Source organism: Candidatus Binataceae bacterium (assembly GCA_036495685.1).
Taxonomy (GTDB): domain Bacteria; phylum Desulfobacterota; class Binatia; order Binatales; family Binataceae; genus JAFAHS01.
Genome location: DASXMJ010000152.1, coordinates 1 through 15,311 on the forward strand (window position 1 = coordinate 1; position 15,311 = coordinate 15,311).

The window sequence follows — 15,311 nt, forward strand, 5'->3', positions numbered from 1 at the left end:
CTCAGTGGCCAACCGTCCGTTCAGCGCCGCGACCTCGTCGACCACCGCCAGCCCGGCGCGCACCGCGCGCTCGGCATCGTCCTCGTGCGCCTGCGGCCAGCCGAAGTACACCATCAGGCCATCGCCCAGATACTTGGCGACGTGCCCGCCCAAGCGGGTGACCGCCGCGGCGGCGGTGCGCTGATAGTGCGCGGCGATCTCGCGCCAGTCTTCGGCATCCAGCTGAGCCGCGATCTCGGTGGACCCGACCAGGTCCGAGAACAACACCGTCAGATGGCGGCGCTCGCCATCGTCCGAGGCAGCAGCGCCGCCTCGAACGGTGGGGGCGCGAATCTCAGAGGCAGGTCGCGAAGGTGAGGGCGGCGGTGCAGAACCGCCGGCGGCCACCAGCGCGGCACCGCAATCCCCGCAGAATCGCTTGCCGGCCGGATTGTCTGCTCCGCACCGGGGACAGCGATTCGCCAGCGCCTCGCCGCAGTCGCCGCAAAATCGATTGCCTCCGGAGGTTTCCGCACCACACTTCGAACAGCGCATTGAGACTCTTAATCGCTGGAAGGCCAGCCGCCGGAATTCGGACCGAACTTGTCCGGCGCCACGCGGCGCGAACAAACCAGACTATGCTGCGCTTTGGCTGTTCGAGCAAATAGGACTTTGGTCCAAGGCCATTTCTAAGGTTGGGAGGTCTGGTGGGGGTTGCCACTAGAGTACACTAAGCCGCACGCCAAGCCTCTGCCATCGCGGACCCGAGGTAATTCTGACGATTCGAATCAGCCGCTCTGCCCGATGCTCGGTCTGACCGGCACCGCCACAGCGTAATGGGGCGGACTATGTTATGAGGCCTGGATTCCATCCGGACCAGGACCGCATTTCTAAGGTCCATCAACCAGCTCCTTCCATCACGGCGATGCCACTTTGATTCAGCTTTGATACAATTCGAGAGCGCCCAATGGAAATAAGGTTGTGCGTCACGTCTCTGGACCCCTGCAAAACCTTTGATCTTACGATGTTTTAGGACACCAGTGGACGTTAGTCCGCCTTACGCACATGACTCAAAATCCACCGTGGGTAACCACATGCGGGTTCAAGTCCCGCCCTCGGCACCAAAATTCTCTCGATAGATGCTTACGAGAGGACGAGTCTTCGGAGTGCACCCACCCGAACGCCACGGTCTGTGTGGCGGTCTTGCCTCTCCAGCCCGCGTCTCTCTGAAAATCGGTAACCGAATTGCGATTGGCTCCGCCCAGGCGGCTGCCGACGCTCTTGCGGATCATCCGACAGTTACTCGAACCTGATGCTTGTTGCCATCGTCGACTAGGAGAACCTTCGGTCGGTCGCCTGGTAACGTTATACCGTCGAGTATTATCTGAGAAACTCCACGGCCGGCACCTCGCGGATTCTCTACCGTGATTTCGTAGGAAGCTGAATGGTACCGGAAGACGATATCGAAGCGCGGCCAGCTCTTAGGTATGCAAGGATCAACGTGCAGCATCGCACCGCGCAGCCGAATTCCCAGTATCCATTCGAGGCCGGCCCGATACATCCACCCGGCCGAACCGGTGTACCAGGTCCAGCCTCCGCGGCCGACGTGCTGCGGGTTGGAATATACATCCGCGCTCATTACGTACGGTTCCACTTTGTAGCGATGGATGTCGGCACGCTTGCTTGAGTGATTGATGGGATTCAGAAATGAGAAAAGATCGTGCGCCTGATCGCCGTTGCCGAGCATCGCCGAGGCAATCACCGACCACACGGCGGCGTGCGTGTACTGGCCGCCATTCTCGCGCAAGCCCCGAGGATATCCCTTGATGTAGCCGGGGTCGGGCAACGCCTGATCGAAGGGAGGTTCAAGCAGAAGAATCATTTGATGATCGCGGCGCACAAGGTTGCGTTGCGCAGCGGCCATCGAAGCCGCCGCACGAGCCGGATCGGCCGCTCCTGAAATCACCGCCCATGACTGTGCGATCGAATCGATGCGACATTCGGCGTTTTCATTCGAGCCGAGCAGAGTTCCGTCATCGAAGTAGCCGCGCCGGTACCATCCGCCGTCCCATCCCTCGCGCTCGAGAGATTCGCGCACAGAGGTCGCGTGCTTCAGCCACGCACCTGCCCGAACATGATCTCCACGGGCGATCGCTATTTCTGAAAGCGCCGCGATGCTTGCGACGAGGAACCACCCCAGCCAGATGCTTTCGCCCTTACCGAGTTCTCCTACTCGATTCATGCCGTCGTTCCAGTCGCCCGTGCCGATCAGCGGCAGCCCGTGCTGGCCTAGTGAGAGGCTCGCATCGATGGCTCGGGCGCAATGTTCAAACAAGGTATCACGATTCTCTGAGACCATCGGTTGAAAGAAAGATTCATTCTCGTCCGCGTGGAGCCGCGGACCGTCCAGGTAGGGGACCTTCTCGTCGAGGATTCCTAGATCGCCAGTGACTGCCACGTAATGTGCCGCAACATATGGCAGCCAGATCCGATCATCGGAGATGTGCGTGCGAACTCCCTGGCCGGAGGGTGGAAGCCACCAATGTTGAACATCACCCTCCGCGAACTGCCGGGCCGTCGCGCGCAGCAGATGCTCGCGCGCGAGTTCCGGTTTCGCAACGGTGAGCGCCATCACGTCCTGAAGCTGATCGCGAAAGCCATAGGCGCCACTCGCCTGATAGAACGCCGATCGGGCCCACAGTCGGCACGCGAGCGTCTGGTAGAGAAGCCAGCGGTTGAGCAGCAGGTCCATGGAGCGATCCGGAGTTTTCACCTGAACCGCGCCGAGAGCCTCGTCCCAGTGGCGAATGACTGCGCGCAAAACAGAATCAAGGTCGGTGGTTCGATAGCGCGCAATGAGCGAAAGCGCCTCGGGCCTGGTCTCCGCTTGCCCCAGAAAACACACCACTTCCGCGACTGCGTGCGGCTTCAGCTCGATGCGGGTTTGAAGCGCGCCGCAAGGATCGATTCCGGCTCCGACTCGGTTCGAAAGGGGCTTCCCATCTGCCAGTGCGGCAGGGGCATCCAGGCCTCCGTTACGACCGAGAAATTCGGCGCGATCGCCCGTGTAGCTAAGCTGCTGCCCGGCAAGATCGAGGAAGGCAACGCGCTGACCGAAGTCGCGGCTCCAGGAATTGCGGGCGAGCAAAGCCCCCGAGGGAGAATCAAGCTCGCTGACAACGAACGGGGCTGAAGCGCCGCGCTGAGTTCCGAGTACCCATTCCACATAAGCGGTGATCGAAAGGCGGCGGGTTCGTCGGGAGCGATTTCTGATTTTCAATCGCGAAACTTTGATGGGATCTTCCAATGCGACGAACTGTTCGAGCTCCAGATCGATACCGTGCGCGGTGTGCTCGAAGCGGCTATACCCCTGGCCGTGCCGCGCTACGTATGGTGATTGCTCGCGAATCGGAAGCGCAGTCGGACCCCATAGCTCTCCGCTATCTTCATCCCGAACGTAGATCGCCTCGCCCGGCGAATCGCTCACCGGATCGTTGGACCACTGGGTGAGCTGATTTTCACGGCTGTTAATGGACCATGCGTAACCGGAGCCAACCGCGGAAACCTGGAAGCCGAAGGCTGGATTGGCGATCACATTGATCCACGGCGCAGGCGTCCACTGTCTTTCGCTGAGAATGGTTACATATTCGCGTCCATCGGCCGTAAAGCCGCCAAGGCCGTTGAAGAACTCCAGTTCCGATCGAATCGAGAGGGGTGGCTCAATTTCATTATCTTTCGCTGGAAAATCGGGGCGCCGTGGCGCCGCGAAGGGTTTGGGTCCCTCCAGACGCTTGAGTTGCTCGGAGAGAGTGCCGCGACGACTGAACAGCACAACGCGAGCGGCAGATTGCAGGAGATTGCGCGCTTCAACTGAGAGCAAAGCGGCTTGCAGGACGAAGACCGCTCCCCTTATGTGTTCGCCCGCCGAAGGCGTTCGCGACTGATTCGAACGAACCATCGCCTCGAGCGCCTTCTGCAAACCCTCGAGATATGACGATGGCCGTTCGTTGAGAATCACCAGATCCACGGCGAGCAGTTTCATTCGCCAATACTCGTGAGCGCGAACGAGTTGCCGGACGATTTCCAGGTCTTCTATTTCATCGGTTCGTACCAGGACGATCGGAAGGTCGCCGGAGATGGAGTAGGGCCAAAGTGTCGATTGCGGGCTCTCGCAACGTTTGAGTGCCTCAGAGGGAGGCCGAAGCGTGGGATCTGAGTAGAGGATATTGTTGGCCAGGCGCTGGAACAGATGCGCCTCTTCCGGACCGACGTTCAGATGCAACAACTGCACCTGCGCCTGGGTCCACGCGCGGGTTGCCGCGCGATCGAAAGCCGAAGCGTCCTGATGTTTGTCCGCAAGATCGAGCGCTTCGCTTCGCGAGGGCGCAATTAGGGTCCAGAACGCCACCCGCGCCGTAGCGCCCGGGGCGATGCGAACTTTGATCCGCAGACTGAAGATCGGATCGAGCACGTCGCCGACGGTATTGGATAACGGGCAGCCATCTAGGACGGAAACGGGCTCCCGAATTCCGCGCCCCTGCCCAATGAACCGTGCGCGATCGGTTTCGAATTGCAGGTCACCGACGTTGTCGCCCTCGACCACCGAGAGATGCGCCGCCCAGATCGGAGATTCGCCCGGAGATCGCAGCCGGCGCGTCACGAGTAACGCGCCGACATCGGCGACGAATTCGGTTTGAATAAAAAGCTTGGAGAAGGCGGGATGTGCGTTGTCAGCGGCAGGAGGCGCCAACACCACCTCGGCATATGAAGTAAGCTCGAGCTCTCGCGGTCGTGTTCCGAGGTTTGTGATCGACAGCCGGCGGACTTCCGCGTCGGACTCTGGCGACACCACCACTTCGAGCGTCGTCGCGATGGTTCCATCCTGTCTGATGATCTGGGCGCGATCCTCAGAAAACGCGACCTCGTAGCTATCCGGTTCGGCGCAAGTCGGCTGATAGCCCGCTGACCAGACCTCACCGTTGCTCGCATCGCGCAAGAACACGTAACTGCCCGAGGAATCGCGCGTGACATCCTCCTGCCATCGCGTGACGGCCAAGTCGCGCCAACGGCTGTAGCCGGAACCTGCCGCAGTCATCATCACCACATACCTGCCATTCGAGAGCAGGTGGGTGCGCGGGATCGGATCGTGCGGCGAATGAAAACGGCGGACTATCGGCGCCAGGACTTCGCGGGTCCTTGCTACTTCTGCGACTTCCTCGGCACGCGGATACGCCATTGGGACATCGCGCGGAATCCGCTCCTGCAGCAACAGCTCGGTGGCACGGATGATCGGCTCAGCATGAAAGCGGGCGCGCATCGCGCCCTGGCAAAGGGTATTGCCGATAGCGACCAGGGTCATGCCCTGATGATGCGCCATGTAGGCGCGAACGATGGCTACCGTCTCCGCTCCCGGAATACGCAGTGGAGTATAGTCGAGCGCTTCGTACCATCCGTAGCGGCCTCGGCCACCGGCGGCAGTGAGTCGTGTGAAGTTTAGGACGGCGGAGCGCGCATCGATCATGGTTGCCAGGCCGGTGGCGTAAGAAGAGATAACTATGTCCTGACTGAGACCGCGCTTCAGACCCAGACCTGGAACACCGAAACTTGAGTACTGATAATTGAAATTCAAATCGCGCGCGCTGAATGCCGATTCGGACACGCCCCATGGGACACGGAGTTCCCTTCCGTATGCCATCTGGCGGCGCACAATCAACCGGGTGGTATTCCCCAGCAAGCTGCCAGCCGGCTCGTGCATCACAAGCAGCGGCATCAGATATTCGAACATCGATCCCGACCAGGAAATGAGCGCGGAGCCGTCATCGATCGGCGTCACCTCCCGCCCAAGTCGGAACCAGTGCTTTACCGGCAGGTCGCGCTTGGCGATCGCGACCAGACTCGCAAGCCGCGCCTCCGATGCGAGAAGATCGTAACAATTTTCATCCAGAGCGCCCTCCGCGAGCCGATATCCGATCGCAAGCAATTGCCGCGACGGATTGTAGAGAAACCCGAAGTCCATCGCCGAGATCATTTTGCCGGTGAGATCGATCACGGACTGGAGGCGCTCGGCGAATGATCGAGCCGGGCGGGCGAAGTGACCGATATCGCTCTGATGACTGCGAATTGTGGACTTGATCGCTTCCACCCAGACCAGCACGTCCTCAAGGGCACTGTCTCCGCGTTCCGCTGCGAGCGTGCGAGCGACGTCACCAACAGTCTCGGCTTGAACGGCGAGTTTGGTTAGCGTCGTATGAACAGCCTCGCGATCTGGCAAGGAGGACTGGGCAGTCGAGGAAAGCGATTCGCCCACAGTATTGAGGGCCGCTTCGAGGTCCTTGCGCGATACCGTGTCAGTTTGCCGCTCATCGAGCACACGAGCCGCCTCGTGCGCGAGACTGAGGTTGTCTTCGATTCCAGACCGCCACCCCGGAACGACGATTGGTGCATGCAACATTTCGCGGCAGGCGTTCATTACCGCGATCAGATGTCCCGCGAGGTTTCCGCTGTCGACGGAGGAGACGTATTTAGGCTCGAGTGGGTGCAGACTGCAGGTGTCGTACCAGTTGTAGAAATGGCCGCGAAATCGCTCGAGTCCGGATATCGTGGTGAGCGTCGCTTCCAATCGTTCGAGCGCGTCGACCGTGCCGATCCATCCGAGATCACGAGCAGTGATGACCGACAGTAAGTACAGTCCGATATTGGTCGGCGACGTCCGATGTGCAACTGCGGGCTCTGGATCTTCCTGGAAATTGTCGGGCGGCAGCATGTAATCCTTCGCCGACACGAAAGTCTCGAAGAACCTCCAGGTCCGCCGAGCTATCAGCCTCAGCGCACGAGCCTCCGTTGCGGAGACCGGATTGGGCCCCTCATCGACAGTCGGAAGGCTTACCCATCGCGCGACGGCAGGAGAAAGCAGCCATAGAACGATAAATGGCGCTGCTATAGGCCACGAACGAGGTGCGGAGTATGCGACGACCGCGAGCGCGGTAAACGCAAGCGCGATCGCTCCGCCCATCCGTCGGTAAAATCCCGGGAGAGTAAGCCGGGTGCGAAGGCTCGCCTGCGCGGCGGTGATCCATTCAAGCATTCGCCCGCGGGTCACGAAAATTCGGAACAGAGTTCGACCGATCGCATCCGCCATCAGCCACGCCTGATGCACAAGAAAAATGACTCGAAGTGCGGACTGCGAGAAGGCGAGCTGAATGTCCGAACCAACCGCACGCCAATGATTTTGTGCTGAGATGTTCGGACGGCGCGGCAGGATTCCGGCGAAAACCGGCAGCAGCGCGGGAATCGTAGCGCTGAGCAGAATGAACGCGGTCCAGACGACGGCGGCGTGCGGCGAAACAGTCCATCCCGCGATCATCGCCAGCACCGCTGCGGGTGCCGAAACAGATCGGCGCAAGTTGTCGATCATTTTCCAGCGGCCGACAGGCGGAAGTGACACAGCCGCGGAGTCGCCTGCGCCCTGGTGGAAGCCAAGAACCCAGGGAAGCAATTGCCAGTCGCCGCGAGCCCATCGATGTTCCCGGGCAGCGGCTACGTCATATCGCGACGGAAACTCCTCAACCACAGCGATGTCCGCGGCCAGTCCTGCACGGGCGAAGATTCCCTCAAAAAGGTCGTGGCTCAGGAGCGTGTTTTCCGGAACCCGTCCCGCGAGTGCAGCCTCAAACGCATCGATGTCGTAAATTCCTTTTCCGTTGTACGAGCCTTCATCCAGGAGGTCCTGGTATACGTCCGAAGCCGCGAATGCATACGGATCGATTCCGCTCGGTCCTGAAAAAACCCGTTGGTAGATCGATCCCTGATCGGTCGGGAAGGCAGGAGTCACTCGCGGTTGCATAACCGCGTGTCCATCGACCACGCGAAGGCTGCCGGGATCCAATGAAGGGCGATTGAGTGGATGTGCCATCTTTCCGATCAACCGCTTGGCGGTTCCGCGCGGCAGCCGGGTATCCGCGTCGAGTGTGATCACGTAGCGGATGTCGGAAGGCAACGCGGGTGCGCCCACATCGGTCACGAAGCTGGTGCCGCGTGCTCCCCGCAAGAGTTGATTCAGCTCGTGGAGCTTTCCGCGCTTGCGCTCCCATCCCATCCACTTTGCTTCGCGCTGATTCCATTGCCGTCGGCGATGAAGCAGGAAAAACCGTGCTCCGTCTCCTCTTCGGGTATGGATGCTATTCAACCTCGCGACTGCGCCGGACGCCGCAGCCAGCAGCGCGTCATCTTCCTCGAGCCTTTCCGTGGGTGAATCCGCCCAATCTGAAAGCAGAGCAAAGTAGAGATCGCCGTCTTCGCTCGCGAGGTAGTGCACTTCCAGGCGCTCGATCTGCACCTCGAGGTCTTCAAGTGTGGTGAGCATTGTGGGGACGACGACCATCGTACGAAGTTCAGGTGGCACCCCTTTGCGCAACTCGAGAGCCGGCAAAGGATGCGCGGGTATCCAGCTCGTGAACTGCCGGTTCGAAACGGCTACCGCAATATCCAGTGCCGGCAAGGCCGCCATCACGGCAAAGAAAATCAAGGCGGGTCCGCTAACGCCCAGAGTCGCAATAATGAACAACGGCAAAGCGATCGCCAGTGAACTGAACATGGCAATGGTAGCGAGATAACCGGAAATTCCGGCCGCCAGGCTTGCGCGAATCAGCCAATCCTTGACGGGCGCGCGGAATCCGATCTGTTTCTCGATCTGCTTGCGGCCTCTGGCGATGAGGTAATAGCCGGGATCCTGTTTGCGACTCGCCGTAACCTGGTCGCAGCCGACGTGACCGCACCGGGCTCGCTCGGCAGCCGTGATAGCAAAGTCAACAATCTCCAGCTCGGAAGCGCTCGAACCGCGCGCAAGCTCCTCGATCGCGTGCCGATAGCTATCCCGCGTAGGGAAGTCCATCTGCGCGAAATCGCTCTTGGCGCGAAGCGCCTGGTCAACGAGGCTGACGCTCTCGAACAGCTCCTGCCAATCGGCGGCGGAGATCAGACGCATACTCGTGATAACGTTGCGGACCGTAACGTTAACGGCCCCTTGCCGGCGATGCTCCTCCTGAACGATCTCGTCCGCGCTCGTGCCCTGAACCGAAAGCCGTTCGTCCAACCAACGAAGTGCGGGCGTGGTGATCGGATCCTGCTCACGCAGGCGTTGAACCAGTTGCACGGCAAACGCGGTGGCTAGCCGCTCCTGGCCAACCCCGCGCAGTGGTGCGTCGGAGGGGTCGCTTTGCGCGCTAGCAAGCTTCAGAATCCGGTCAGCCAGAATGTCAGCTTCTTGTCGCGCTTTGCCGCTTTTTACGATTCGCTCGGCACAGCGCCGCAAATTTTCGACCAGAACGATTCGGAGTGTGATGGGAACGGCCCACAACTCACCGATCGTCAAGGGCTGAACGCGCTGATATGCACGCACGAATCGGCACAGCATCTCGCCTTCGAAACGGCTATCGGTGTGCGCGACAAAAGCCCAGGCCAGCCCGTACACGCGCGGGTAGCCCTTGAGGGGACCTTCAGCGAGTTTCGGCAGTTGCCGATAATAGCCGCGCGGCAGGTCGTCGCCTACTTCGAGAATCTGCTCCTCGACGGCGTGAAAGTTATCGACTAACCAATCGGCCGCGGGCGTGATGGCCCGCTCGTTTCGGATCGCCGACGCGATCGCGCGGTATGCAGCGTGCAAAACGCGGCCGTTGTCTGCCAGCCGGTCGGCTAAGCGTTTTTGCGTGTTTGGTTTTTCGCTGATGCGTTGCGCGACTGCGAGACTCTCTGCATGCTGCTCCAGCCGTTCGATACCGAAGAGTTCAGCGCGTATCGGCTCTTCCGCATCGGAAACGAACGCCGGAGAAGGCGTCGTAAACATGCGGCGAATCGAATTCTTCAATGTGAAACGTTACTGACATGGTGCGGCGCGGAGCCGCGCATGAGAACTGGTGGCATTCAATTTCAACGAGAATGGAGGGAGCGGGCCGAAGCCCGCCCCCACTCTAAAGGGCTTTAATAGCGGTTGCGGCCACTATTGTTGCCACCGCCGAAACTCGATTCGCGAGGCTTTGCCTCGTTCACCTTTATGTTTCTGCCCTTGAGCTCAGTATCGTTGAAACGCTGAATTGCCGCAGAAGCTTCTTCAGCGGATGACATTTCGACGAAACCGAAGCCTTTTGACTGGCCGGAAAACTTGTCCATGATGACAGCGGCACTCTGCACCGTTCCGGCCTGGGAAAAGAGAGCCTCGAGATCGCCATTGGCGACCGAGTAAGCGAGATTACCTACGTACAATTTACTGGGCATTCTGTGCCCTCCGTGAGTTTTTGGCTGGGACGGTCGCGAACAGAAAACCCGGGCAAATTCCCGAGTCAGATGAAAGGAACGATCCGAGCGTACATGTCACTTCTACTCCTTCTTCCCGCGGAATGATAGCGACTATGATTTTGACGCGTTCATACACGGTCAATTAATACGGGCGGCTTGAATCGAGAACGTGACAGCACTCCCGAGAAGGACCCGGCAAACGGATCCCGTTAAGCGAAAGCGTTAGCTGAAGGACGGCCAGGTTCGTCGAATTAGAGTAGTTCCAACGCCTCGGCCCTTTTTTCAAACTTCAGCACTGGAGAAAAATTATCGTCAGCCTTCAATACGCCGCTGAGAAGATTCCCGATGCCGGCGACCGCCATAATTACGGCGGAAAGCAGGGCGAGCGATCCAAACACGAATATGACCGTGAAGACCATTGTCGCGATTATGTTAACCAACAATGTGAGCATGGTCGGCTTCTCCTTTCTATAGAGTCGTTGACGTCTTGGCGGGCTGGTCGCAGACAAACCCAGTCTGCGAGTGAGAGTTCTTAAATCATTCCCGCGCATCCTTACGAGCCCACACGATCCGAGCTGCCAGATGTGCTGAATCCATCAGGGACCGGAACTGCCACAGGTCTCCCGCCCACCATTGATCGACGTCCAGTGCCTCGGAACTAAGGCGCTGCGATGCACGCATTTTCGACTCTTCGCGCCATCGCTGCCATTCGTTGTATAACGAATCGAGATTGTTCGTCATCAAGCCAGCGTTAATCAGGGCCTCACGGATAGTGCGATATTCACGTTCAAGGTTCAGTTTCGCCAGTTGTCTTCGATTGTGAAATTAATCCGCTGCTCGTGTCTACCAAGTCGTCAGCAAACTCAACTTTATTCAATATTCGCAAATCTGACGTTACGTCGGCATTTTTCAAGTCAACAACACTCATCGACGCCTGCCTAAAACGGGTTTATTACTGTCAGCATACGAAAGCGCGTGCAGGCCGCGCACCAATATCAGAACGCTTGGCCGTTTCGATGACTCGTCACCAGAATCCCCGTCTGCCGATTGCTGCATATTGATAACTATAGCAGGGTTCAGAGGGGCCTGCTTGAAACCGGATAGAATCTGGAGATAGACGTAATTGTCTAGCAAATCCGGCTGGAAGACTTTCAAACGACCGATGATGCTATCCAGAACGGTGATAAAGTCATAGGCTGATGATTGTAAGATAATTGAGTGGGTCCACCGGCCAGTCGGTGGCCGGCTGATGTTGGAATACCATTTTTGTTCCGCAGCCACGCGATCGATAATCTCGAAGAACAATATGCATTCGCCTCACTGAGCGCATCCATATTGAGGAGTGAGGAAAATGCCTAGTACTTTTTCGGCAAAAGAGAATAAGGCCCTGACCGCAATGTGTGTTGGCTGTCTGAGGCCTACTCCGACCGCATTGATGGTCAGTCTGGCAGGCTCCGAGAACGGCAGCGGACCCAAACAGTATTCCGTCTGTTTCGTGTGCGCTAACAAGGGATGGCGTCCGCCTGGATTCAGAGGCATATATTCATCTCGGTACGAATAATAAGCTGTTTGCAAAAATAGTATTGGTTTCGTAAGAAGCATAGACCGCTTTGGTGAGGCGGCTCAGTGGTGGCTCAAAGAGGATCCTTCTTGGCTGCACATGGAGTAAATGCGATCGGTGCTTCGTTGTCGTGATACTATTCCAGTGCCGCCGTGTGTCGGGGCGCGTGCGCGCCTCAAGGAGGAAGTCGACGTGCAGGCGACCCATGTCGAGGACGGTGAGCCGACCGGCAAAGTGGCTCTAATTCTCGCGTTTGGGACTCGTGCTCGCGGGCGTTTATACCATCGTGCCCGTTCACGTTCATCCCCTTGGCGATTTCGCGAAACTGGCAGACCAACTTGTCGATTCTCAAAAAATCTCGGGGATGCCAGGGGCTCGAGGACCCGGCCCTGACCCTGCGCTCAGCGATCGATCGCATCTTCCATCACTATCGTGCCAAACTCGGAGGAGGTTCGCAGATGCCGGCTGAGCGATTTTCCGTTCAGTGGCTACGTCTTCCATCGCCGTCCTCTTCCTTCACCTCATCGATTGGCGTCCGCGGAGGCTATATCGAAAGCGGAATCTTTGCTGGATGCTTTGATGGTCATGCGTGCCGCCGGCGTTATACCGAGCTCACGAGCGAACACGGCCTGCGTCTGGTGCAATTTCCGATAGTCATCGAGCAGCCGGCGCGCTTCGCCATCCGGTTTGACCGGCCCATCCCGCGGAGTGCGACATAGATTTGCCCTGCAAGATATTCGAACTCTGCCCGGGCTGGTGCGGTCGGAACGTCAGCCTGTTCAATCCAAGGCATGACGCTGCGCATCTTCTGGACGAGACGCTGCACCTTGCGGTCCCTGGGCTGAAGGCCCGCTGCGGCGCGTACGTAAAGGCCGGTCTTCGCGCCGGCGACTGCAGGCCTGGAGTTCCGTTGGTGCTCAAATGCGCGCGCCCATAAGCGGCCGCCGAACCTGCCAAGTTGCGGCAAAGTGGCTCGAATTACTGGCGCGGCCTTTTTTGGCCCGCAGTGGATTGTCTCGCCGCCGCGTTACAAATGCTCGGTACAGTCAACATTGGTCAATGGGACTTGATCGCCGAGAAGCCGTCGATCCAAATTGCTCCGCAAACTCTCGAGTGCCTCTCAGTGCGAAGGTCCCGTAGAATCAGCGCGGTCCTTTGACTCGGTCAATCGAGGATCGTTCGATAAGGAGACCTATGAACTTTCGTCTGAAGGCCCGGAAGCTGCCTGGCGCTTTCGCCGCCGCCACGTTTTGGCGCGGGCGCTGAATCTCTACGCAAACGCTCAGACTCCTGCACTTGCATCCTGGAACGACGGGCCAGCGAAACAGGCGATCGTTTCTTTCGTCAAAGAAGTGACAGCCACGTCCGGTACCAAATACGTCGAGCCCCCGGATCGCATTGCCACCTTCGATCAAGACGGCACCCTTTGGGTCGAACATCCCTTGTATACTCAGGCCACCTTTGCGCTAGCCCGTGTGCACGATCTGGCCCTCCAGCATCCCGAATGGAAACAACGCGATCCGTTCAAAGCGGTTCTCGCGAACGACCGTGCGGCGCTGGCGAATTTCTCGGAATCGGACTGGGAAATTATCCTCGCAGCGACCCACGCGGGAATGACGACCGAAGCGTTCCAGCAGCTTGTGAAGCAGTGGTTGGCAACGGCCAGAGATCCGAGATTTCATCAACCTTACACGGTCCTCGTCTACCAGCCGATGCTTGAGGTCATGGATTACCTGCGCGCCAATGGATTCAAGACCTACATCGTCACTGGCGGCGGTCAAGAGTTCGTGCGGGTATACAGCCAAAGTGTTGATGGTATCCCGCCCGAGCAGGTCGTGGGATCGAGCATCCTGACCAAATACGAGTACCAGGACGGCAAACCGGTACTGATGCGCGAGCCGAAAGTGTTCTTCATCGACGACAATGTGGGAAAGCCCGTCGGGATCAACCTGTTTATCGGCAAGCGGCCCTACGCGGCGTTTGGCAACTCGACCGGCGACCAGCAGATGCTGGAGTGGACCCAAGCGGGCGACGGCGCACGGTTAACGATGTTGGTCTTGCATGATGATCCCGCACGCGAGTACGCGTACGGTCCCGCCAGTGGGCTACCGGACACCAAAGTTGGTACGTTCGTGCAGGCGCGCTACGAAGAGGCCAAGTCCAGGGGCTGGAACGTGATCAGCATGAAGAATGACTGGAAGCTAATTTTCACTTTTGACAAATGAAGGCATTGCGTAGACCCTCTCGGTCGGGGTTTTTCACCCTGACTAATAACCGGAGGATTACTTGAATATATACGCGATGGTTCTCACTTCAGTCGGTATGTGCTTGGCGGCGCTCCTGAGCCTTACGGGTGCGTCCAACGCGCAGCAACCCCCGTCACAGCTATAGACATTGCGTTGGAGCCGGATGCCACCATGGTGCAGCACGCGGAAGCTGTGAACGCGCGCCTGCGCTCGGCTTTCCCTAAGGGCTTTTCCCTCGACGCCACGCATCATCCCCCATATCACAATGTTGCAGCGTTTCGTCCGCACGGCGGACCTCGCGAAGATTTATGCTGCCGCCAGCAAAGTCTTCGAAAGCTACAATGTTACCAGTTTTAAATTGAAGGCCAACAAATACTACTATCTTGCCGACCCATCGCTGCCGGGCTTGGGCTTGTCGGGCATTGTCGTGGAGACCACTCCCGAATTGATCAAATTGCAACAGGATTTGATTGCCGCCGTGGCACCTTACACGGTGCAAACCGGAACCGCGGCCGCATTCGTCACCACTCCCGCTGCCCCCGATATTAATGACGCGACTATTCACTACATCGAGGCATATGGATATGCCGCTAAAGAACTGATCCGTTTACCGCTGTAAAAGTGAGCCACCCCGGCCAATAGACTCCGGCAGGAAGCCGGAGGACGGGGATGCTGAAGATGGATCAGGTGCATGTACTGCGACATAAGGTGCTTAAAGAGGGGCAGAGCATCCGGCGGGTTGCGCGCGAACTTGGGTTAAGCCGTAACACGGTAACCAAGTATTTGGATCAACCCGAGCCGGTGGGACGTTCTCGACGTCAGCGGGAGAGGCCGGTGTGGGAAGCGGTGAAGCCGCGGCTGGAGGAACTGGTGGCGGAGTGGGAGCCGCGAACTACCGCCAAGCAACGAATCACCGCGATGCGGCTTCATCGCCAGCTCAAGGCGGAAGGTTATCAGGTCGGAAGGACGCTGGTGGGCGACTATTGGCGCGAGCGGCGCCGGCAACGAGCCGAGGTTTACGTGCCGCTGATTAATCGCCCGGGCGAAGCGCAGGTCGATTTCTTCGAGGTGGTGGTGGAAGTCGGCGGCGAACGGCGCAAAGCCTGGGAGTTCCTGATGCGGCTGATGTACTCGGGGCGCGAGTTCGCCTGGCTCTACGAGCGCTGCGATCAACTCGCTTTTCTCGACGGCCACGTGCGGGCATTCGCGCATCTGGACGGCGTCGCACGGCGCTG

At 58.8% G+C, this 15,311-nt stretch carries 10 protein-coding genes; 4 read left to right on the plus strand and 6 right to left on the minus strand.

Going from position 1 to position 15,311, the window contains the following annotated elements; all coding sequences use genetic code 11:
* From VGI36_14550 to VGI36_14575, 6 genes are all read right to left on the minus strand, one after another.
* A partial coding sequence (locus VGI36_14550) for a zinc ribbon domain-containing protein (protein HEY2486368.1) occupies positions 1 to 534 on the minus strand: 534 nt, incomplete at its 3' end.
* A 733-nt stretch (positions 535 to 1,267) separates the two neighbouring features.
* Positions 1,268 to 9,820: a glucoamylase family protein gene (locus tag VGI36_14555; protein HEY2486369.1), complete on the minus strand. Its 8,553-nt coding sequence runs from the start codon at positions 9,818 to 9,820 to the stop codon at positions 1,268 to 1,270.
* Between the two features lie 134 nt (positions 9,821 to 9,954).
* Complete coding sequence (locus VGI36_14560; protein HEY2486370.1) at positions 9,955 to 10,248, minus strand: RNA-binding protein; 294 nt, start codon at positions 10,246 to 10,248, stop codon at positions 9,955 to 9,957.
* Positions 10,249 to 10,520: 272 nt separating this feature from the next.
* Entirely contained in the window at positions 10,521 to 10,721 is a 201-nt protein-coding gene (locus VGI36_14565; GenBank protein HEY2486371.1) for a hypothetical protein, read from the minus strand.
* A gap of 85 nt (positions 10,722 to 10,806) precedes the next feature.
* The gene (locus VGI36_14570; protein HEY2486372.1) at positions 10,807 to 11,010 is read right to left on the minus strand and encodes a hypothetical protein; all 204 of its coding nucleotides are present in this window, start codon (positions 11,008 to 11,010) and stop codon (positions 10,807 to 10,809) included.
* 183 nt (positions 11,011 to 11,193) lie between these two features.
* The gene (locus tag VGI36_14575) at positions 11,194 to 11,574 is read right to left on the minus strand and encodes a hypothetical protein (protein HEY2486373.1); all 381 of its coding nucleotides are present in this window, start codon (positions 11,572 to 11,574) and stop codon (positions 11,194 to 11,196) included.
* A 594-nt stretch (positions 11,575 to 12,168) separates the two neighbouring features.
* Between VGI36_14575 and VGI36_14580 the strand changes: the two genes are divergently transcribed.
* From VGI36_14580 to VGI36_14595, 4 genes are all read left to right on the plus strand, one after another.
* The gene (locus VGI36_14580) at positions 12,169 to 12,549 is read left to right on the plus strand and encodes a hypothetical protein (GenBank protein HEY2486374.1); all 381 of its coding nucleotides are present in this window, start codon (positions 12,169 to 12,171) and stop codon (positions 12,547 to 12,549) included.
* Between the two features lie 531 nt (positions 12,550 to 13,080).
* Positions 13,081 to 14,055 (plus strand): HAD family hydrolase, encoded by a 975-nt coding sequence (locus VGI36_14585; protein ID HEY2486375.1) that lies wholly within the window; start codon positions 13,081 to 13,083, stop codon positions 14,053 to 14,055.
* Between the two features lie 286 nt (positions 14,056 to 14,341).
* Positions 14,342 to 14,695, plus strand: a complete 354-nt coding sequence (locus VGI36_14590) for a hypothetical protein (protein HEY2486376.1) — start codon at positions 14,342 to 14,344, stop codon at positions 14,693 to 14,695.
* Between the two features lie 50 nt (positions 14,696 to 14,745).
* Positions 14,746 to 15,311: IS21 family transposase (locus VGI36_14595; GenBank protein ID HEY2486377.1), on the plus strand; the 566-nt coding region annotated here is incomplete at its 3' end.

Excerpts from the sequence above, each read along its gene's own strand:
- VGI36_14555 (HEY2486369.1), bottom strand. The coding sequence starts at position 9,820 with ATGTTTACGACGCCTTCTCCGGCGTTCGTTTCCGATGCGGAAGAGCCG.
- VGI36_14565 (HEY2486371.1), bottom strand. The coding sequence starts at position 10,721 with ATGCTCACATTGTTGGTTAACATAATCGCGACAATGGTCTTCACGGTC.
- VGI36_14570 (HEY2486372.1), bottom strand. The coding sequence starts at position 11,010 with ATGACGAACAATCTCGATTCGTTATACAACGAATGGCAGCGATGGCGC.
- VGI36_14560 (HEY2486370.1), bottom strand. The coding sequence starts at position 10,248 with ATGCCCAGTAAATTGTACGTAGGTAATCTCGCTTACTCGGTCGCCAAT.
- VGI36_14590 (HEY2486376.1), top strand. The coding sequence starts at position 14,342 with ATGTTGCAGCGTTTCGTCCGCACGGCGGACCTCGCGAAGATTTATGCT.